Origin of the sequence: Sulfoacidibacillus ferrooxidans (genome assembly GCF_022606465.1) — a bacterium.
Lineage (GTDB): Bacteria > Bacillota > Bacilli > Alicyclobacillales > SLC66 > Sulfoacidibacillus > Sulfoacidibacillus ferrooxidans.
Map to the genome: position 1 here is coordinate 73,431 of NZ_JALBUF010000004.1, position 20,089 is coordinate 93,519.

General features: G+C 45.7%; 22 protein-coding genes. 21 read left to right on the forward strand and 1 reads right to left on the reverse strand.

Features of this window, described 5'->3' with window-relative positions; all coding sequences use genetic code 11:
* Positions 1–49: 49 nt before the first annotated feature.
* The 21 genes from rpoE to MM817_RS08105 all read left to right on the forward strand — a co-directional run bounded on the left by rpoE (position 50) and on the right by MM817_RS08105 (position 18,613).
* Positions 50–565 carry a DNA-directed RNA polymerase subunit delta gene (gene rpoE / locus MM817_RS08005; protein ID WP_241713510.1) on the forward strand — a complete coding sequence of 172 codons (516 nt, stop codon included), beginning with the start codon at positions 50–52 and terminating at the stop codon, positions 563–565.
* Positions 566–670: 105 nt separating this feature from the next.
* Positions 671–2,281: a CTP synthase gene (locus tag MM817_RS08010; protein WP_241713512.1), complete on the forward strand. Its 1,611-nt coding sequence runs from the start codon at positions 671–673 to the stop codon at positions 2,279–2,281.
* A gap of 125 nt (positions 2,282–2,406) precedes the next feature.
* Entirely contained in the window at positions 2,407–2,808 is a 402-nt protein-coding gene (locus MM817_RS08015) for a response regulator (protein WP_241713514.1), read from the forward strand.
* Positions 2,768–3,217, forward strand: coding sequence for a 3-aminobutyryl-CoA ammonia lyase (gene kal, locus MM817_RS08020; protein ID WP_241713516.1), 450 nt, complete (start codon positions 2,768–2,770; stop codon positions 3,215–3,217). The genes MM817_RS08015 and kal overlap by 41 nt, the downstream gene beginning before the upstream one ends.
* Before the next feature lie 5 nt (positions 3,218–3,222).
* Positions 3,223–4,032, forward strand: coding sequence for a 3-keto-5-aminohexanoate cleavage enzyme (gene kce / locus MM817_RS08025; RefSeq protein ID WP_241713518.1), 810 nt, complete (start codon positions 3,223–3,225; stop codon positions 4,030–4,032).
* 81 nt (positions 4,033–4,113) lie between these two features.
* Positions 4,114–4,968, forward strand: coding sequence for a class II fructose-1,6-bisphosphate aldolase (gene fba / locus MM817_RS08030; RefSeq protein ID WP_241713520.1), 855 nt, complete (start codon positions 4,114–4,116; stop codon positions 4,966–4,968).
* A 61-nt stretch (positions 4,969–5,029) separates the two neighbouring features.
* Positions 5,030–5,686, forward strand: a complete 657-nt coding sequence (locus MM817_RS08035) for a beta/alpha barrel domain-containing protein (protein ID WP_241713522.1) — start codon at positions 5,030–5,032, stop codon at positions 5,684–5,686.
* Positions 5,687–5,810: 124 nt separating this feature from the next.
* Positions 5,811–7,046 carry an LL-diaminopimelate aminotransferase gene (locus MM817_RS08040; protein ID WP_241713524.1) on the forward strand — a complete coding sequence of 412 codons (1,236 nt, stop codon included), beginning with the start codon at positions 5,811–5,813 and terminating at the stop codon, positions 7,044–7,046.
* 32 nt (positions 7,047–7,078) lie between these two features.
* Positions 7,079–8,044 carry a class II fructose-bisphosphatase gene (glpX, locus tag MM817_RS08045; protein ID WP_241713526.1) on the forward strand — a complete coding sequence of 322 codons (966 nt, stop codon included), beginning with the start codon at positions 7,079–7,081 and terminating at the stop codon, positions 8,042–8,044.
* Positions 8,045–8,161: 117 nt separating this feature from the next.
* On the forward strand, positions 8,162–9,493 hold the full coding sequence (rho, locus tag MM817_RS08050) for a transcription termination factor Rho (RefSeq protein WP_241713528.1): 1,332 nt from the start codon (positions 8,162–8,164) through the stop codon (positions 9,491–9,493).
* A gap of 12 nt (positions 9,494–9,505) precedes the next feature.
* The gene (locus MM817_RS08055) at positions 9,506–10,768 is read left to right on the forward strand and encodes a radical SAM family protein (RefSeq protein WP_241713530.1); all 1,263 of its coding nucleotides are present in this window, start codon (positions 9,506–9,508) and stop codon (positions 10,766–10,768) included.
* 73 nt (positions 10,769–10,841) lie between these two features.
* Entirely contained in the window at positions 10,842–11,039 is a 198-nt protein-coding gene (gene rpmE / locus MM817_RS08060) for a 50S ribosomal protein L31 (RefSeq protein ID WP_241713532.1), read from the forward strand.
* 159 nt (positions 11,040–11,198) lie between these two features.
* The gene (gene prfA / locus MM817_RS08065; protein ID WP_241713534.1) at positions 11,199–12,275 is read left to right on the forward strand and encodes a peptide chain release factor 1; all 1,077 of its coding nucleotides are present in this window, start codon (positions 11,199–11,201) and stop codon (positions 12,273–12,275) included.
* Positions 12,272–13,150 (forward strand): peptide chain release factor N(5)-glutamine methyltransferase, encoded by an 879-nt coding sequence (prmC, locus tag MM817_RS08070; protein WP_241713545.1) that lies wholly within the window; start codon positions 12,272–12,274, stop codon positions 13,148–13,150. Before prfA ends, prmC begins: the two co-directional genes overlap by 4 nt.
* A gap of 128 nt (positions 13,151–13,278) precedes the next feature.
* The gene (gene spoIIR, locus MM817_RS08075; protein WP_241713547.1) at positions 13,279–13,959 is read left to right on the forward strand and encodes a stage II sporulation protein R; all 681 of its coding nucleotides are present in this window, start codon (positions 13,279–13,281) and stop codon (positions 13,957–13,959) included.
* Between the two features lie 27 nt (positions 13,960–13,986).
* Entirely contained in the window at positions 13,987–15,132 is a 1,146-nt protein-coding gene (locus MM817_RS08080) for an L-threonylcarbamoyladenylate synthase (RefSeq protein ID WP_241713549.1), read from the forward strand.
* 78 nt (positions 15,133–15,210) lie between these two features.
* Positions 15,211–15,771 (forward strand): manganese efflux pump MntP, encoded by a 561-nt coding sequence (locus tag MM817_RS08085; RefSeq protein ID WP_241713551.1) that lies wholly within the window; start codon positions 15,211–15,213, stop codon positions 15,769–15,771.
* 15 nt (positions 15,772–15,786) lie between these two features.
* On the forward strand, positions 15,787–16,257 hold the full coding sequence (locus tag MM817_RS08090; RefSeq protein WP_241713553.1) for a low molecular weight protein arginine phosphatase: 471 nt from the start codon (positions 15,787–15,789) through the stop codon (positions 16,255–16,257).
* A gap of 72 nt (positions 16,258–16,329) precedes the next feature.
* On the forward strand, positions 16,330–16,803 hold the full coding sequence (gene rpiB / locus MM817_RS08095; RefSeq protein WP_241713871.1) for a ribose 5-phosphate isomerase B: 474 nt from the start codon (positions 16,330–16,332) through the stop codon (positions 16,801–16,803).
* Positions 16,800–17,366 (forward strand): TIGR01440 family protein, encoded by a 567-nt coding sequence (locus MM817_RS08100; protein WP_241713555.1) that lies wholly within the window; start codon positions 16,800–16,802, stop codon positions 17,364–17,366. Before rpiB ends, MM817_RS08100 begins: the two co-directional genes overlap by 4 nt.
* A complete protein-coding gene (locus MM817_RS08105) occupies positions 17,363–18,613 on the forward strand; it encodes a serine hydroxymethyltransferase (RefSeq protein ID WP_272879840.1) in 1,251 nt (416 codons plus the stop codon). Before MM817_RS08100 ends, MM817_RS08105 begins: the two co-directional genes overlap by 4 nt.
* A 54-nt stretch (positions 18,614–18,667) precedes the next feature.
* Here the strand turns inward: MM817_RS08105 and MM817_RS08110 are convergent, their stop codons facing one another.
* On the reverse strand, positions 18,668–20,089 hold the full coding sequence (locus tag MM817_RS08110) for a polysaccharide deacetylase family protein (protein ID WP_241713557.1): 1,422 nt from the start codon (positions 20,087–20,089) through the stop codon (positions 18,668–18,670).

Sequence of the window (20,089 nt, forward strand, 5' to 3'; positions counted from 1 at the left end):
CAAGTATGATTTAATGACCAAGAGATGATGATGATTAGGAGTGTGCTACGTGACGATTCAAGTAAAATTAGCTGATCGCACGGCAGAGCAAGTGCGAGAAATGCCTCTCATTGAGATTGCCTATGAGTTGCTTTCAGAAACGAGAGAACCACTTTACTATCGTGATTTGATGGCTAAAGTAGCGAATTTATTAAATATGACGCAAGCGGAGAACGATGCTGTTATTGCTCATTTGTACACAGATGTAAATATAGACGGGCGTTTTTTATGTATTGGTGAGAATGTTTGGGGCTTAAAGAGTTGGTATCCAGTGGAGAAGAGTGCAGAGCGTACATCAAGTCGCCGTTTTGTTCGCAAGGAAGTGGCCGGTATTGATGATGACGATGATGATCTCGACGTGGAGGATATCGAACTAGAAGAATTGGAACTGGAAGAAGAAGCACCGTTTGTACTGCCAGATGACGATGTACTTGAAGACGATGAAGAGTTGGCAGATGATGAACTTGAATTTCTTGACGGTGAAGAAGATTTGTCAGACGATGACGATGACACCGAAGTATTATAAAGTAGCCAATTAATGATCAGCTTCAAATTGGATGAATCGCATGTAGTGCGTTCTGGCCTCGCCAGGACGTTTATTTTATGATTGTATGAGCAGGGGGCAAATGGTGTGACAAAGTATATCTTCGTGACCGGAGGCGTTGTTTCCGGTCTGGGTAAAGGCATAACAGCTGCCTCGCTAGGACGCCTGTTAAAGAATCGTGGGTTGCGCGTAACCATTCAAAAATTTGATCCATATATCAATGTTGATCCTGGAACGATGAGTCCGTATCAGCATGGTGAAGTATATGTAACGGAAGATGGGGCAGAGACTGATTTAGATTTAGGTCATTATGAGCGATTTATTGATATCAATTTAACTCAAGACAATAATGTGACATCGGGTCGCGTATATTTTTCGGTTCTAAATAAAGAACGCCGCGGTGATTATCTGGGTGGAACAGTTCAGGTTATTCCGCATATCACCAATGAAATTAAAGAGCGATTGATGCGCGCAGCGACTGAAGACACAGATGTAGTCATTACCGAGATTGGTGGAACTGTTGGCGATATTGAAAGTTTGCCATTCCTTGAGGCCATTCGAGAAATGCGTAGAGAAATTGGCCGCGAACACGTTATGTACATTCATGTGACGTTGATTCCCTATTTGCGGTTGGCAGGAGAAGTAAAAACAAAACCCACGCAACATAGTGTAGCTGAGTTGCGCAGTATTGGAATTTCACCGCAAGTCATTGTGTGTCGGACAGAGGTACCTCTTAGTGATGAAGTGAAACGAAAAATTGCGCTATTTTGCGACACAGAGCAAGAGGCAGTGGTGGAAGCCGCCGATGCAGAAACACTGTATGATGTTCCGCTCAAGTTGCAAGAGCAGGGCTTGGATGATTATGTGGTGCGCTACCTTGGATTAGAGTGTGGGGCAGCTGACATGACGGAGTGGAAAGCGTTAGTTCAGCGCATTAAGGGGATTCATCAAACGGTACACATTGCGCTTGTGGGTAAGTATGTAGCACTTCGCGATGCTTACTTAAGTGTTGCGGAAGCACTATTTCACAGTGGTATTGAAAACGGAACAAATGTTGAAATTGAGTGGATATCTTCAGAAGAATTAACACAGGAAAATGCAGATGAGCTACTCTCTAAAGTGGATGGAATTTTAGTGCCTGGTGGATTTGGCGATCGTGGAATCGAAGGGAAAATCTCGGCGATTCAATATGCGCGCGAACATGATATCCCCTTCTTTGGCATATGCCTTGGTATGCAGATGGCAGTCGTAGAATTTGCACGAAATGTACTTGGCTATGAAGATGCGCACAGTTCGGAGATCAATGAGCTGACGACACATCCGGTGATCGACATCTTGCCTGATCAAAAAGATCTTGAACATCTGGGTGGAACGATGCGACTGGGATTGTATCCTTGCACTATTCGCAAAGGTTCGAAGGCAGAGCAAGCGTATCACATGCAGGAGGTTGGTGAGCGTCATCGTCATCGCTATGAGTTTAATAATGAATATCGCGGACAGGTTGAAGAAGCTGGTTTATTAATTAGTGGCACTTCTCCTGATGGGAAACTCGTGGAAATTGTTGAACTAGCAAACCATCCCTGGTTTGTAGCGGTGCAGTTTCATCCTGAGTTTACCTCGCGTCCGAATCGTCCGCAGCCATTATTTCGTGATTTTATCGCAGCTTCACTCACTTATAGTAAATTAAGTAAGAAATAAAGCAGGAACCTAGAAACGAGTGTCGAATTAGATCATCATTGACTTCTAGAAGCTTGTCAAAAAACTTTCGGATTTGCATGATCAACTACAGTAGATTGGTGTGCGACAAAAGGAGCGACAAGTGAATGAAAATTATAGTCGTAGATGATCAGTTCGGCATTCGGCTACTCTTGCAAGAAGTACTAGGTAGAGATGGATATGACGTGATTTGTACGGAGAATGGCCCAGAGGCACTTTTGATTATCAGTGAAGAACAACCGGATCTAGTATTGCTTGATATGAAGATTCCAGGTATGGATGGCATAGAGATTTTAACTAATATACGCAAATTCCATCCGGATCTTAGGGTAGTGATGATGACTGCCTATGGAGAATTAGATTTAGTGAAAGAAGCGGCTGCTCTTAATGCCATCGGACATTTTGCAAAACCGTTTGATATTGATGAGTTGAGGGCGTTTATCGCGCAATTGATCGGGGTGCCGGGAAATGACGGAGGATTACAATCAACAGAAGTACAGTTCAATTAGTCAAGCACTGAATCGCGAAGGGTATGCTATCATTCGCATGCGAATGTCTTCTGCAGATGCACACTATGCTGGTAACCTTGTGGATGGAGCGAAGATGCTCCAGTTATTTGGTGATGTAGCAACTGAGTTGCTCATTCGTCATGATGGGGATGAGGGTCTTTTTGTTGCTTATGATCAGGTGGAGTTTAAGGCTCCCGTTTATGGTGGTGACTATGTAGAAGCGTATGGGCGAATTGTAAGCGCTGGCAACAGTTCGCGCAAAATGGAGTTCTACGCGTTTAAGGTGATCCAAGCCGAGATTGATCCGCTATCTCCTTCGGCAGCAGAAGTGTTGGATCCGCCTTTACTCGTAACTTACGCTTCAGGGACATGCGTAGTTCCAAAGGATAAGCAGCGTAGACGGGGGTAAGTATAGTGGAGAAACTAGTCATTACAGCGGCTGTCAATGGTGCCGAAGTGACTCGCGACCAGACGCCATATGTACCGATTACACCTGAGGAAATTGCTGCTGCAGCACTGGAGGCAGCTAAAGCAGGTGCATCGATTATTCATGTGCATGGAAGGCGTGCTGATGGGTCTGCGACTCAAGATAAAGAAGTATATCGAGAGATCATAGAACGGATTCAAGAAAAGAGCGACGTGATCGTGCAGGTTTCTACCGGTGGAGCAGTGGGAATGACTGCATCAGAGCGCGGTGATGTGATCTCACTTAGACCTGAAATGGCCACGCTGTCTACTGGAACAGTCAATTTTGGCGATGGAGTTTTTCTCAATTCAATGGATATGATGGTTGACTTTGCAACTCGAATGAAAGAGTTTGGAGTCCGACCAGAGATTGAAGTTTTTGACGTTGGTATGATTGCAAATGCCATGAGTCTTGTGAAGATGGGACTTTTAAAGGAACCGCTGCATGTTGACCTTGTTCTTGGTGTGCCAGGGGCTATTCCAGGAGAAATCAGCCACTTAATGCACATGGTTTCTTCCCTTCCTAAAGGAAGTACTTGGACGGCAGCGGGAGTGGGCCGATCACAATTACCTATAGCAGTGGCGGCGATGCTCCTTGGAGGACACGTAAGGGTAGGATTAGAAGATAACATATACTATAGTAAGGGGCGTCTAGCGCAATCCAATGCAGAACTTGTGGAGCGCGTTGTACGGCTTGCAACAGAATTGGGACGCGAGATAGCCACGCCTAGTGAGGCGCGGCGTATAGTTTCGATTTGATCGCAGTCGTGATATGATACTTGTAGTGATGTACATAATGAATTTTTTGTGCACGATCATGATAAGCGAGGAGGAATTATTTTGCCATTTGGATCATTTAAAGAAGCGCTAGAAGATGGTTTACATCATGGGTATGCAGTTGGCCAATTTAATATTAATAACCTAGAGTGGACACAAGCCATCGTAGAGGTAGCTAATGAAGAAAATTCACCAGTGATTCTAGGAGCGTCAGAAGGCGCTATTAAGTATATGGGCATCGAGTATATGGCAGCTATAGCGAAAGCGGCAGCAGATATGTCTAAGGTTCCGATTATTCTTCATCTGGATCATGGAAGTAGTTATGATGTTATTTTAAAATGCATTCGGCATGGTTTTACATCTGTGATGATCGACGGCTCTCATTTTCCATTAGAAGAAAATATCGCATTAACGAAGAAAGTAGTCGAGGCTTGTCATCCGCTGGGTATTCATGTGGAAGGGGAACTTGGACGCATTGGTGGGGTAGAGGATGATTTATCAGTTGATGCCCGCGAAGCTACGCTCGTTCACCCAGGAGAAGCAGAGCGGTTTGTGAAAGAAACGGGTATCGATGCATTCGCACCTGCTATTGGATCGCAGCATGGACATTACAAAGGGAAACCCAATTTGGCGTTTGATCGCTTAGCACAAGTACAGACATTGACGGGTATTCCACTGGTGTTGCATGGTGGTACGGGTATACCGGATGAAGATGTCCGACGCGCAATTAGTTTGGGTGTATCAAAAGTAAACGTGAATACGGAAAATCAATCTGCATTCACCAATACAGTAAGAGAAATTTTCGATCGCGACAAAGAAGTATTTGATCCGCGCAAATACTTAGGACCTGCACGTGCAGCGATTAAGGATGCCGTTCGTACGAAGATTCGTTTGTTTGGTAGCAACGGTCGCGGCTAGTCTGCGCCTAATTGTCTGAAGGAAGATGATGAGCGCCGATTGAAGGGAGTGGAAATGAATCGTGCGGTTTTATTTAGAGACTGCGCATTATTCTGAAGCACAACGGGCAGCGGCGCTCGGGTTTGTTGCGGGCGTATACATCCCGCGTAAGGTGGTAGAAGAAGACGGTCGAGACTATCTCGCTCTTGTAGAAGAAATGTCTGCACTCTCCCTTCCATGGCTTGGGTTAGAAGTGGAATCCCTTGATAGCCAGTCGATGGCAACAGAAATAGCAGAGTTTACACGGATATTGCAAGGTGCCACTTATCACGCTTTTGCACCGCTTACACTTTCGACACTCCACGCTGTACATGAACAGGTTGAACAACATAGCTCCGTTCGACTCGGTATGCACTCCATATGTTCTTTGACTCAACTTTTGCTTGCGGCACGCACAGGTGCCACAGACGTTGTGTTCGATGCTCATATGCTTGCTTCAGTAGGGATGGATGCACCACAACTGGTGTCTGAATATAAGCGAGCATTTGCTTCGTATCACTTACCCTGCACACTCATCATCAGAGGGGTACGCCATTCACTAGATGTAGAACGAATGGCACTGGCTTTAGCTGATGGAGTCATATGCACATGGGATGTTTTAGTGGGTCTTGCTTATCACCCATACAGTGATGTAAGTATTTTGCGTAAGCTTGAACTGCGAACCAATCAACCTACTTAAGAATCTAATGGCCGTGTTACTTCCCCTCGCTACAGTTAATACTACACGTATGATCCGTTAGCCGCTCAAGATACAAAAGTGAAAAAACGATGATTAGGTTGCAGATATAAGGAGTGAGAGTAAAATGGATAGTTATATCCAAGGATTGTTTGCACAACGCATTGGTGGAGAGGCATTTGGGAAAGATACAGTGTTATATAAATTTGAGACGATTAAGCGCGCGAAGGCTACTGCGTTAGCGGCCCATCCAGAGATCTCTATGATCGATATGGGCGTTGGAGAACCTGATGCACGTGCGGATGATGGTATAGTGGATGTATTGGCAGTAGAGGCACGTAAATCTGAAAATCGATTTTACTCAGACAATGGAATTCCTGAGTTGAATATAGCTGCTGCAAAGTACTTGGCGGAAGTGTATGGCGTTGAAGGTATTAACCCAGTGACAGAAATTAACCATGCGATTGGATCGAAACCTGCACTTGCCATGATTCCTAGTGCGCTGATTAATCCAGGTGATGTAACGATTATGCCTGTACCTAATTATCCTGTGATGGGGACTCATACAAAATGGCTCGGCGGCGAAGTGTATACAGTGCCGATTACCCCTGAGAATGATTTTCTTCCAGATCTATCTTCCATTCCCGCAGAGATTGTAAAACGCACAAAATTGCTTTATCTCAATTATCCCAATAACCCAACAGGTGCTGTGGCCACACGTGAATTCTTTGAAGAAGTTGTAGCATTTGCAAAAAAAAATCAGATCGTTGTCGTGCATGATGCTGCATATGCAGCACTCACATTTGATGGGGTGCAACCTCTTTCTTTCTTATCGGTGCCAGGTGCAAAGGATGTAGGCATAGAACTATTTTCTCTGTCTAAGGCGTTTAACATGACAGGCTGGAGAATTGCCTTTGTCGCTGGCAATGAGCTATTAGTTAAAGCATTTGCAACTGTCAAGGACAACAATGATTCTGGACAATTTCGCGCGATCCAAAAAGCAGCGATCTATGCTTTGGAACACCCATCGATCACACAACACATTGCAGCAAAGTACTCGCGACGACATCATCTTCTAGTGGATGCGCTGAAATCACTGGGATTTGATGCAAAAATACCAGGCGGTTCTTTTTTCCTTTATACTAAAGCGCCAATTGGCATAAAAAATGGCCCGCGCTTTGCATCGGCAGAAGAATTTTCAGAGTTCCTGATTACAGAAAAACAAATTTCCACCGTACCGTGGGATGATGCGGGTGCATTTGTACGCTGGAGTGTTACGTTTGAGGCAAATTCGGAAGAGGAAGAGCACGAAGTGATCTCTGAGATTAAACGGCGTTTATCAAACTTAGAATTCGAGTTTTAATGGCGTAAGAGATAGTGCTAGGAGGGTGCATAGTGGATCGCGAACTTGCCTTAGAGTTTGCACGGGTCACTGAAGCAGCTGCGCTTGCAGCTGCTAAGTGGATGGGGACAGGTAAGAAAAATGAAGCGGATAACGCAGCTACTACGGCAATGAGAACAGTGTTCGATACCATCGCAATCGATGGGACAGTCGTTATTGGCGAGGGAGAAATGGATGAGGCACCGATGCTTTATATCGGTGAAAAACTTGGTCATGGTACAGATCCCGTCGATGTTGCAGTGGATCCGTTAGAAGGAACCAATATTGTAGCAAAAGGGCTATGGAATGCGTTAACTGTGATTGCAGTGGCTCCACAGGGCACTCTACTGCACGCACCAGATATGTACATGGAAAAGATTGCAGTAGGTCCAGCGGCCAAAGGGTTGATTGATATTGAGGCACCTATAGAACATAATTTGCAAGTTGTAGCTAAGGCATTAGGGAAATCAATTGGAGACGTAGTCGCGATATTACTCGATCGACCTCGTCATGAAGACATGATTGAACGCATCAGAAGAACAGGAGCGCGTATTAAATTAATCACCGATGGCGATGTTGCTGCGGCACTAAATACTGCGTTTCCTGAAGTGGGTGTAGACATCATGTTTGGTACAGGTGGTGCGCCAGAGGGTGTACTTGCAGCAGCAGCCCTCAAATGTTTAGGTGGCGAACTTCAAGGAAGATTAGTTCCACAAAACGAAGAAGAGCACAAACGATGCTTAGCGATGGGCTTAAAGGATCCACGTGCGATCTTACGCATGGAGGATTTTGTGAAGGGGGACGATGCCATTTTTGCGGCTACTGGGGTTACGGATGGCGAGTTACTAAGAGGTGTGCGTTTTATAGGTGGAGATCAGGCGACGACACACTCTTTAGTGATGAGAGCAAGTAGCGGGACGGTGCGGTTTATTGAAGCACGTCACAAATTAGCAAAAAAGCCAAACCTCGTAATGGTGTAAACGTAATCAGCAATAGTATGTCATAACATAGAATAGACATGTGCATAAAGTAAAGAAAGTCCGGCAAACATGGCAAGTAGTGCTTTAACATTCTGAATACAGTGAGGGTAGGTTCCATTGCAAATTAAGGAGCTAGAAACAAAGAAACTCGCCGAACTCTATAAATTGGCGAAGGAATTTCAGATTCCCTCTTATGCCTCGATGAAGAAGAAAGAACTTATTTTTGCTGTGTTACGTGCGCAAGCAGAAAAAGATGGTCTTCTTTTCGCAGAAGGTGTGCTCGATATTATGTCAGACGGATACGGATTTCTGCGTCCGATTGGTTATTTGCCGAGTGCAGAGGATATCTATGTAGCGGCATCGCAAATTCGGCGGTTTGACTTAAGAGCTGGCGATCTCGTTTCAGGAAAAGTAAGACCGCCAAAAGAAAATGAACGTTATTTTGGACTATTACAAGTGGAAGCTGTCAATGGAACCAATCCTGAAATGGCTTCTGAGCGACTACACTTCCCGGCGTTAACTCCATTATTCCCACAGCAAAAACTAAAGCTTGAAACAACTCCAGAAAAATTTGCGACGCGCATGATGGACTTGCTCGCGCCGATCGGACTTGGGCAGCGTGGATTGATCGTAGCTCCACCTAAAGCAGGGAAAACATTATTGCTTAAAGAAATTGCCAACAGTGTTTCTGCCAACTATCCCAATGCAGATCTTTTTGTACTTCTCATTGATGAACGTCCGGAAGAAGTAACCGATATGCAGCGTTCTGTACGCGGTGAAGTGGTTGCTTCTACATTTGATGAAGTTCCAGAAAATCACATCAAGGTGACGGAGCTTGTCTTGGAACGAGCGATGCGATTAGTAGAACATAAACGCGATGTCATTATTTTGATGGATAGCTTAACACGTCTGACTAGAGCTTATAACTTGGTAATTCCGCCAAGTGGACGCACACTTTCCGGTGGGATTGATCCTGCTGCCTTTCATAGACCTAAACGATTCTTTGGTGCGGCGCGCAATATTGAAGAAGGCGGGAGTCTTACCATTATTGCAACAGCTTTGATCGATACGGGTTCGCGGATGGATGATATTATCTATGAAGAGTTTAAAGGTACGGGAAATCTAGAACTGCACTTAGATCGCCGCCTTGCGGAAAAACGAATATTCCCTGCTATTGATATTCGCCGTTCCGGGACGCGCAGAGAAGAATTGCTTCTTAGTAAAGAAGAGCTTGAGAAGATGTGGGCGCTACGAAAATCATTGGGTGATAACAATGAATTCACGGAAATTTTCTTACGCCGGTTTACACACACGAAAACCAATGAGGAGTTTCTCGCTACGTTAGAGAGTCCACGCGAAACAAAAGAACACTCACGTGAAGGAACAAGTAACCATAACCACACACGTGAGCGCCGCGAACGAGATCCACGCCAGGCGAGTGTAAAGTAGGTGATTGCAATCATGAATATGGTGTATGCAAATGAACGTGGAGAATTATTTGATGATCCCACACTGGTGGCACTTGGGCGAACCGGGAAGGCAGTGACTGAGGTACAAGATATCGAGTGGATTCCGCTTCCCGAGGGGGCAACCATGGTATCTTTACCTGATACACGGGCACTTGGATTAGATCAGTCAGGCAAACTAAAGGCTCTTCCATCATCTGCTGTTGCAGTGGGAGCACTGTTACCACAAGGCTATACGAGGTTATTATTGCCAGCTTATTTTAAGCCTAATGGCGCTGCTCCGTTTCCCCTTTTTGGATATACGGCTGTTGGATATAAAAATGGTGCGTTTTATGTGGCTGCAACTCAGAGTGACGATCCAAAACCATGGAATCCTGAACAATATACAGGGGAACAAGTGGCGAAACAAGTGGCTGCGATGGGTAATGCACATCCTGAAAATCGCCTGTACCAGCATTTGCGCACTTGTGCGGTAGAATATGAGTGCGTGACTTCGCGCAATACTTTTTTTGGTAGACAAGAAGGGGCAATCCCGGTGTCATCATCATGCAATGCGGGGTGTCTTGGATGTATTAGTGAGCAACCAGATGAATCTGGCTTTCCTTCCCCGCAAATTCGGATGACACTGCGCCCAACTGTCGATGAAATGGTAGATTTAATGGTCACTCATCTGAAATCATCTGGTCCTGATGGGGTCATTTCTTTTGGACAAGGGTGTGAGGGCGAACCCTCCGTGCGTGGAAGAGAGATTGCAGAGGCGATTCGCAAGACACGAGAACAAATACAGACCGGTGCGATTAACATCAATACTAATGCAGGACTGACACATCAGATCAAAGAGATTGTCGATGCAGGGCTAAATCTAATGCGCATTTCTACGATTAGTGCACTCACAGATCACTATGACGCGTATTATCAACCGCGCGGTTACTCGTTAGAAGATGTCGCAAAGTCAGCTCGCTATGCGTCAGAGCGCGGTGTCATTGTGGCACTTAATTATTTAGTTTTTCCTGGTGTATCAGATCAACCAGAAGAGATCGAAGCCATGATTCGATGGATCAATGAAACAGGAATCACATTAGTACAGTTGCGTAATCTAAACATTGATCCAGATTTTTATTTGGAAAGAATTCCTTTACGAGACGATGAACCGATTGGGATGCTAGCGATGATTGACGCACTGCAACAAGAATGCAGAGGATTGAAGATAGGTAGTTATACACATGCGCCTTCATGGTATACGCCCATTCCACAGTAATCCTCTTGTAGAACATAAGACAACGTGTTAATATGTAAATCAGCGTGTCCTTTGCAGTAGGAGGTGAATAACCATGAAAACAGGGATTCATCCGGAATATAAAAAGGTGATGGTAACCTGTGCCTGTGGCGAACAGTTTGAAACTGGTTCGGTAAAAGGCAACTTACGTGTTGAAGTTTGTTCCAAATGTCATCCATTTTTCACAGGCAAGCAAAAGTTTAATGATGTCGGTGGACGTGTGGATCGTTTTAAGAAAAAATATGGGATGTAAACAACATCTTCTATATGTATTTAGGCGGTACTGCACGGATCTTGCGGTACCGTCTTTGTGTGCATAGTCTTGAAGGTATTCGCTCAGACTGTGACAGAGCTTTGTTGGCTCGAATAGAATGTACAGTTATCTATTTTTATCTTTTAGGAGTGGATCGGTGTGTTTCATCGTTTGCAGGCAGTGGAAGAGCGCTACGACCAGTTAAGCGCCTTGCTGTCCGATCAAGAGGTGATCAGCGATGTCAATAAGTTGCGGTCATATGGGAAAGAACAATCTGACTTGGAAGACACCGTACAGACCTATCGGGAATATAAGCGCGTTTCATCACAATTACAAGAAGCAAAAGAGATGTTTAATGAACGTCTAGACGATGACATGCGTGATCTTGTGAAGCAAGAAGTGTCGGAACTGTCAGAGCAAAAAGAGCAACTGGAACATGATTTGATGATTCTTTTGCTACCCAAAGACAAAAATGATGACAAAAACGTGATTGTAGAAATACGTGGAGCTGCAGGTGGTGATGAGGCTGCCTTATTTGCAGGGGATTTACTTCGCATGTACAGTCGCTTCGCAGATCGCAAGGGCTGGAAGGTCGACTATATCGACATTAATGAAAAAGATATGGGTGGCATAAAGGAAGCTGTATTTAGTGTTCAGGGCAAGGGTGCCTATAGCTTACTTAAATATGAAAGTGGCGCGCATCGCGTACAACGCGTTCCTGCAACAGAATCAAGTGGACGTATTCATACTTCTACAGCGACTGTTGCTATTCTGCCTGAAGTAGAAGAAGTGGAAGTGGAGATTCATGAAAAGGATTTGCGTATCGACACCTTTTGTTCGACAGGCCCTGGAGGACAAAGTGTGAATACAACGCAGTCAGCCGTTCGCATCACGCACACGCCTACCGGAATTGTAGTTTCGTGTCAAGATGAAAAATCGCAGTTAAAGAATCGCGATAAAGCGATGCGGGTGTTACGTGCACGATTGTATGAAAAGTACCAGCAAGAACAACAACAAGAGTATGCGGAACAACGCAAAACGGCTGTCGGTACAGGCGATCGCAGTGAGCGGATCCGCACGTATAATTTTCCGCAAAGTCGCGTGACTGATCATCGGATTGGGCTTACTTTGCATCGGCTTGAAAGTGTTCTTGCAGGGGATCTTGACGAGATTATCAATGCTCTAGTTACTGCAGAACAAGCGGAGAAGCTGCAATCAGTAAGCGGTGACGAATGAAACTTCTAGAGCTTTTGCAAGCTGCAGAACAAACGTTATGTGCTGCACAAGTTGAAGTTCCAGATCGAACGGCTCGTTGGTTATGGCAATATGTTTCGGGCATGAGCATAGGTGAATGCTTTCTTAGACAAACTGAGTTAGTAAACCCTACAGATGCTGATGCCTTTTTGCAACTTGTGGAACGTAGAGCAAGACGTGAACCGCTGCAATACCTTGTGGGTGAGACGGAATTTTGCGGCTTACCTTTTTTTGTCGATCACAGGGTGTTGATCCCTCGACCGGAAACGGAGCAGTTAGTTGATCTTGCCGTACGTGCTGTCGAGCAGCAGCTCGCAAGGAAAAATGAGCTTACGATTGTGGATGTAGGTACAGGTTCGGGTGCCATCATCGTTGCACTTGCAGTGCGTTTACAAGAGAGTGATGCATTACTGCGTTTTTATGCGACTGACATATCTTCTGATGCACTCGCCGTCGCGAAGATCAATGCAAAACGACATCGCGTAGACGATCGCATTACATTTGTTGAAGGAACCTATGTCACAGGACTGCCTCACGACGTCAAAAGTATAGATATTCTTCTATCCAATCCACCGTATATCCCTATAGGAACGAAGCTACAACCCGAAGTAGCAGAGTGGGAACCAAAGATTGCCTTATATGCGCAACACGATGGATTAGCATGTTATGAAGAATTGGCTACGCTCACAAAGAGCGTGCTTGCTATGGACGGGAGCGTGGCAGTGGAAGTAGGCGTTGGCCAGGCAGATGCTGTATCACAGCTATGGCGTGCGGCATTGCCGTTAGCTTCTGTGCAGATCGTACAGGACTTTCGAAAGATCGATCGCTTCGTCATAGTAAGTCCTGTTGAACAGTGATCTGTATACGTGATCCCTAGTAAACTTGTGAATAAGATAGCCTATCAGAGCATGTTTAAGAAGTTCATAGATTGACCATACTGCCTCTTAGAACTCATTGAATATGGTTTCTAGGAGGCAGTTTTGCGATGAAAACGTGGATGGTAATCGTTGTACTGATCGTTGGGTTATTTGGCATTATGAATGGGTTTCAAGTATCGGGTGTGGGAAAGGCACATGCCTTTGTAGGGCCGGATCCACAAGTGATTCCACAGGATGCATTGCGATTTCGCGTCATTGCCAATAGCAATAGCCCGTGGGATCAAAATTTAAAGCGGGATATTCGCAATCGCGTGATTGCATTGATTGGAGAAAAAATGGCTCATGTCACGACAGTGGCTCAGGCCAAAGAAGTATTGAAAGATTCCGTCCCACAAGTCGAGGCGATTGCTCTTGCGATGGTGAAGAAGTACCATGCACCATACAGCGCGACGACGACATTTGGATTAGCTCAGTTTCCAACGAAACTATATGGTGATAAGGTATATCCAGCAGGTGTGTATAAAGCATTGCGGATTACACTAGGTAAAGGCGCGGGGCAGAATTGGTGGTGTGTCTTGTTTCCGCCATTGTGTTTTGTTGCTTTGAGTGATGGCGATGCAGTAGCTGCAACAGCAGCATTTCCAGATTACCCGCCACTTGCGATTCGGTACATCAAGAATCCAGACGGACATGGACGAATTCCAGTGGCTTTGCGGTTAGCAGTAGTAGACTACGGGGAAGAGTTACTAAAAATCATAAGTGCAGATTTTGCACATCTAACGCTATAGTTGTAACGGATCGTGAGGTGCACAGAAGTGGAAACTGACAATGGAAAACAAACGATTCTATGGCAACTAGCGACGCGGAGGTTAGTGGCTAATACAGAGAGCGATCCGCGTCAACAGGGGTCTGTTAGTAAAGAAGTAGAGCGAGTGATCGTGCGAACATTGCCACTAGAAGAACTTGTGCGTGATGCAGCACAATACTTGCAAAGAGATGAACTTGTTGCATTTCCGACGGAAACAGTCTATGGACTTGGCGCAAACGCCTTAAGTAGCAAAGCGCTACAACGGGTGTTTGCAGCCAAGCAGCGACCGTTAGATAACCCGCTCATTGCACACATAAGCGCACTTACACAGTTAGATGATCTGACTGAGACGGTGTCTCCCCGCATTCTAGAAATTATGAAGACATTTTGGCCAGGACCTTTATCGATCTTATTACCAGCGCGTAAAGAGTTGCCACATGAATTGACTGCAGGCTTACCTACTGTTGCAGTTCGAATGCCCAATCACGCGCTAACATTGGCACTCATTGAAGCTGCTGGTGTCCCAGTCGCTGGGCCATCTGCCAACGTTAGTGGCCGGCCAAGTCCTACGAATGCCTATCACGTACTTGAGGATTTAAGCGGCAAGATTGCCGGTATTGTCGATGGCGGAGCATGTTCTGTTGGGATTGAATCTACCGTGATAGAAGTATCTGAAAAAGAAATTGTCATCTTGCGACCAGGAGCTATTACACCTAAAGACTTAGCGAGATTTGGTTTGTCTGTGCGGTATGATGAGCACTTAATCGCGCAGAGGGAAGTAGAGGTACAACCGCGCTCGCCAGGTCAAAAATATCGACATTACGCACCGCGGGGAGAATTGCGTGTGATCTCAGGTAGAGAGTCTAGGGTGATAGACTATATACAAGATGAGATAGAGATGGCTCATGAAAAGGGTTTGCGCATCGCATTAATTGGATTTGAACCGCACATCGGACAGTTGGCAGATTGTCGATATTCTTTTCATAGCGAGGTCAGTGGCATGGCAGTGCACTTATATGATGCTCTACGAACATGTGATGCACAGGAGATTGATGTGATACTCGCACAGGGATTCGATCAATCAGAGGCATATTTTGCTGTCATGAATCGGTTATTTAAAGCATCTGGAGGAACTGTTATTACGCTTACCTAGAATAAGCAACGCTTGTCTCATGAACCTGTCTCGCTTTGCATACACATGTAAATGCATGTGTTGAAAGGCGGAGATGCTGTGTTTGGTTATACTCCTCTTCTATTGTGGACAGTGATTCTCATAGGGTTAGCATTGAGCATGGATGCGTTCTCCTTGGGTATTGGGCTTGGCGCGCAGGGGTTGCGGTGGCGAGATGTAGGGCGTTTGTCATTAATCATCAGTATATTTCATCTCTTGCTACCTCTTTTTGGTGTATGGATCGGCGATGTACTGTATGCGCATTTTGGCGATATTGTGCAAAAAATAACAGCTGTGGTGATGATGTTTTTAGGGTCGCAGATGATTATAAAATCGATTCAGTACGAAGTGGGCATTGAACCCCCTCCTTTTCGGGCACATCTATTACAATTAGTTGGTTTTGCTTTTGGAGTAAGTGTAGATGCATTGTCAGTTGGCTTGACTTTGGGTACACTAGGGATGACACCAGTGGTACCTGCGGCTATTTTTGCGATGCTAAGTGGAGCCTTGTCGATTGCAGGACTTTATATCGGACGGCAAGTCAATGGTCGATTAGGGCGCTATGGTCAAGTAGCTGGTGGAGCAGTACTAGCTTTTTTAGGTTTAAAGTTTTTTTGGTAGATGGAAGGCGAGAGTATGTTTGTCATTCTATTTATTTGTACAGGAAATACGTGCCGATCTCCAATGGCACAATATTTGATGGAGAAACTCATTGTGCAAGCAGGATTGGAGGGGGAAATATCGGTTCGCTCCGCGGGTCTTTCGGCACTAGAGGGTGATGCAATGTCACAGGGTGCACAGACGGCACTTTTGCGACGAGGAGCGCCTCTTATTGACGCACATGCAGCGCAGCGAGTAACAAATGAACATGTGAATACGGCTGACCTTGTACTCACCATGACACAGTCCCATAAGCGTGCACTTCTAGATGTATTTCCAACGCACAAAGAAAAGATATGGACGTTGCTAGAGTACGCTGATATACGTAGATCGTTAGATATTGAAGATCCTTATGGACAAGAGGATGACGTGTATGAACGAACAGCTCAGCAGATCGAGGAAGCCTGCGCGATCATTTTGCAGAAGGTGCGTTCACACATATCGTAATATACAGCGTAGTTAACGTCTATAGAGGGCGATGAAGATGATGACGAGCAAAAAGGGGCGATGACTGAGAGTATGCGTATTGCAATAGCGTCTGATCACGGTGGATATGCATTGAAACAAGAGCTACTTATGCGATTGAAAGATGTAGCTCATGAATGGACTGATTTTGGCTGCGACTCGGAAGCATCTGTTGATTACCCAGATTACGCGATTGCTGTAGCAAAACGCGTAGCCTCAGGTGAGTTTGAACGTGGCATACTACTGTGTGGAACGGGTCTTGGCATGTGCATCACAGCCAACAAGATTCCAGGGATTCGCGCGGCAACTGTTCATGACATCTTCTCAGCAGAAGCTACGCGCGCTCATAATGATTGCAACATTTTGACCATGGGTGGTCGAGTGATAGAACCAGCATTGGCAGAAAAGATTGTCCGTATATGGCTTGAAACACCGTATGAAGGCGGTCGCCATGCGCGGCGCTTAGAGAAGATTGAAGCATTAGAGCATGAGGTACAAGATGCTATGCAATCTGGGAACTCACTGTGAGTAGCGCAGATATTGAAGCACGTGTCACCGAAGCGCTGTTAGAACTAGTTGCAGTTTCAAAACTCACAGAAGAGCATATCTTGGTGATTGGAGCTAGTAGTAGCGAGGTACTTGGGCATCATATCGGGACAAGCGGATCCATGGAGGTTGCACAGGCCATCGTGCAGGGCATTCTTCATGTGCAAGCTACTCATCTTTTTCATGTGGCTTTTCAAAGTTGCGAGCATCTCAACCGCGCATTGGTTACAGAACAGCGAACACTGCGTCAATTTTCTCTTGAAGAAGTGAGTGTAGTGCCAGTTGCAAACGCTGGCGGTGCGGTAGCTGCGACGGCGTATCGCACGTTGCAAAAACCGGTACTGGTGGAACAAATACAGGCGCATGCAGGCATTGACATTGGGGATACATTGATAGGAATGCATTTGAGAAGAGTTGCAGTTCCGGTACGTTTAACGATCAAGGAGATTGGGTTTGCGCATGTTACGGCAGCGCGTACACGGCCAAAACTAATTGGTGGGCAACGTGCTACATATCAGATAGAAGAACTGGGGGATATGTGTTGAGTCATTTACATCTAATTGATCCAGCGATTGCAGAAGCCATGGAGGCAGAGCGCATTCGTCAGCAAGCAAAACTAGAGATGATCGCTTCAGAAAACTTTGTTAGTCGGGCCGTGCTCGATGCATTGGGTACGGTACTTACGAATAAATATGCTGAGGGGTATCCTGGTAAACGTTATTATGGTGGCTGTGAACATGTAGATGTGATCGAGCAATTGGCTATAGATCGAGCAAAAGAGTTATTTAAAGCGGAACATGCCAACGTTCAGCCGCACTCTGGTGCACAAGCCAATATGGCTGTGTATTTTGCACTCTTACAGCCAGGTGATACAGTTCTTGGCATGAATTTGGCCCATGGTGGGCATCTGACACATGGCAGTAAGGTCAATTTTTCAGGTCAACTCTATCACTTCGTTCCTTATGGTGTAGACCCAGAGACTCATCGCATCTCGTATGATGAAGTAGAACGCTTAGCTAAAGAGCATCAGCCCAAATTAATCGTAGCAGGTGCCAGTGCATATCCGCGTGAATTTGATTTTGCACGGTTGCGTGCGATCGCAGATGAAGTGGGCGCTTATCTGATGGTTGACATGGCACACGTTGCAGGACTGGTTGCTACTGAGGTACATTCGAGTCCTATTCCTCATGCACATGTGGTGACAACGACTACGCATAAAACTTTGCGCGGCCCTCGTGGTGGGATGATCCTTTGTAAAGAAGAGTTTGCAAAGGCCATTGATAAGTCAGTCTTCCCAGGTGTTCAAGGCGGTCCTCTTATGCATGTGATCGCAGCTAAAGCGGTTGCCTTCGGAGAAGCGATGCGTCCAGAATTTACAGCCTATACAAGACAGGTTGTCGACAACGCAGCAGTACTGGCACAATCTTTGAAAGACCGTGGCTTTACTTTAGTTTCAGGCGGAACAGATAATCATTTGATGTTGGTAGACGTGCGCAGTGTCGGTCTGACAGGTAAAGTAGCTGAACATTTGTTAGACCAAGTAGGGATAACGACGAATAAGAACGCGATTCCTTACGACCCAGAAAAACCAGGCATTACTAGTGGCGTGCGCATGGGTACAGCAGCCGTAACAACACGTGGTATGGATGCAGATGCCATGAGTCAGATTGCAGAGGCTGTAGAGCTTGTTTTGCGCCATCAAGACGATCAATCACAGATAAACAAGGCGTTGCACATCGTGAGAGAACTCACACAAAAATTCCCTCTTTACGACAACTTCTCCTACCTATAAGACAAAGGGAGTCCTGTCTTGAACGTGACAGGACTCCCTTTTGTTCTGTGGCATTTATGATTGCGTAGAAAATAGTTCTTCAAGCGATGCCACATGTTCTGGCAATGGACCCTCAAAATATCTTCGCAATAGCTCTTCGCGACTCATCCAAAGTAATTTAGGATGCATATCTCCATGTCCTTTATGGAGGCGTTTGCGACCCTCTGGATGGTATAAGACCATGATCCAAACTAGTAACATGCTAACCCAGCGATTGCCAAGCGTCTGTTCGATCTCTTCGACGTGAAAACCTAATTTTTCTACTCCCCGATGCATGAGTGTCATACCAAATACGCCTTTTGCATGGCGAAAACGATCATCATAAACGAGTGCTCTAGCCACACCATGCATACTATCGCGAAGTTCCTTTAATCCCCGAATGGCCATTTTTTCAGGAGAGGTTATCTTTACAAGTTGCTGTAACGCTCCATTTTGCAAATGCAATTCAGCCATGGCATCTCCATCGTTGATACGTGTAGCGGGAGCAAAGCTTGATGGATCACCTGCTCCAAGAGATGTCGTTGCAGCCACATAGGTTAGTGGTGACTCAACGCCATCTATCCCACTTAGCGTGCGCGTGCCAAAACGCCACGCAACAATACTTAAACGAAAAAGGCGTGACATCGGATACACGACATAGATACGGTCAAATAAACGTTCCCACTGCATCCAGAGCGGATGAATGATGCGCTGCATGCGACGTGGAAATGGGGCCGGTGGATCTACAATGTGTTCGGCTGCTCGCAAAATGGGGTTAGCATTGCAAGAAAAGCCGATGTCTGCAATTCGCGGAAGTAACACCTTGAGGGCAGCTAGCGTGTGCAACGGTGCATCCGCAGCACCACCACTATCATGCAAAAGAACGACAGCTCCATTTTGCAAATGGTTAGCCACGACAAGAGCAATATCTGCAGCCGAAACATCGTGACGCCAATCGCGTGCAGCATAAGTCCATAAAACCGGTACCTGACCCAGGCGCTGCGTGATACGGGGTGTGGCCACCGTCAGCCGACCCCAAGGTGGACGATACAATGTCACAGGAGTCTTTGTGATCTGCTCAATCACATTTTTTGTGCGAATCAGCTCTTGTTCTAGTTGGCGGGGAGTAATAAACCAAGCATTGCGGTGACGATACGTATGGCTGCCAATGATATGGCCATGCTCGTGAATGGCACGCACCAATTCCGGATACTTTTTAGCCCGCTCTCCAACTAAGAAAAATGTAGCCTGCACGTTGTGTTGATCTAAGAGCTCAAGAAGCAAAGGCGTATAGACTGGGTGCGGACCATCGTCAAACGTTAATGCGACTTCACGCACCAGATCATTGCCCTGATAAACGCCACGTAGATGAAAACCGTCTAATAGCAGTTCTGCGAGTGGACCGTGGATGGCCCAGAGCAGTACGATTAATAAAAGAATGAGGCCAATGCCTAGCAT

Excerpts from the sequence above, each read along its gene's own strand:
- MM817_RS08090 (WP_241713553.1), top strand. The coding sequence starts at position 15,787 with ATGTTTGTCATTCTATTTATTTGTACAGGAAATACGTGCCGATCTCCA.
- rpiB (WP_241713871.1), top strand. The coding sequence starts at position 16,330 with ATGCGTATTGCAATAGCGTCTGATCACGGTGGATATGCATTGAAACAA.
- prmC (WP_241713545.1), top strand. The coding sequence starts at position 12,272 with ATGAAACTTCTAGAGCTTTTGCAAGCTGCAGAACAAACGTTATGTGCT.
- kal (WP_241713516.1), top strand. The coding sequence starts at position 2,768 with ATGACGGAGGATTACAATCAACAGAAGTACAGTTCAATTAGTCAAGCA.
- MM817_RS08015 (WP_241713514.1), top strand. The coding sequence starts at position 2,407 with ATGAAAATTATAGTCGTAGATGATCAGTTCGGCATTCGGCTACTCTTG.
- rpmE (WP_241713532.1), top strand. The coding sequence starts at position 10,842 with ATGAAAACAGGGATTCATCCGGAATATAAAAAGGTGATGGTAACCTGT.
- MM817_RS08040 (WP_241713524.1), top strand. The coding sequence starts at position 5,811 with ATGGATAGTTATATCCAAGGATTGTTTGCACAACGCATTGGTGGAGAG.
- MM817_RS08055 (WP_241713530.1), top strand. The coding sequence starts at position 9,506 with ATGAATATGGTGTATGCAAATGAACGTGGAGAATTATTTGATGATCCC.
- MM817_RS08110 (WP_241713557.1), bottom strand. The coding sequence starts at position 20,089 with ATGCTAGGCATTGGCCTCATTCTTTTATTAATCGTACTGCTCTGGGCC.
- spoIIR (WP_241713547.1), top strand. The coding sequence starts at position 13,279 with ATGAAAACGTGGATGGTAATCGTTGTACTGATCGTTGGGTTATTTGGC.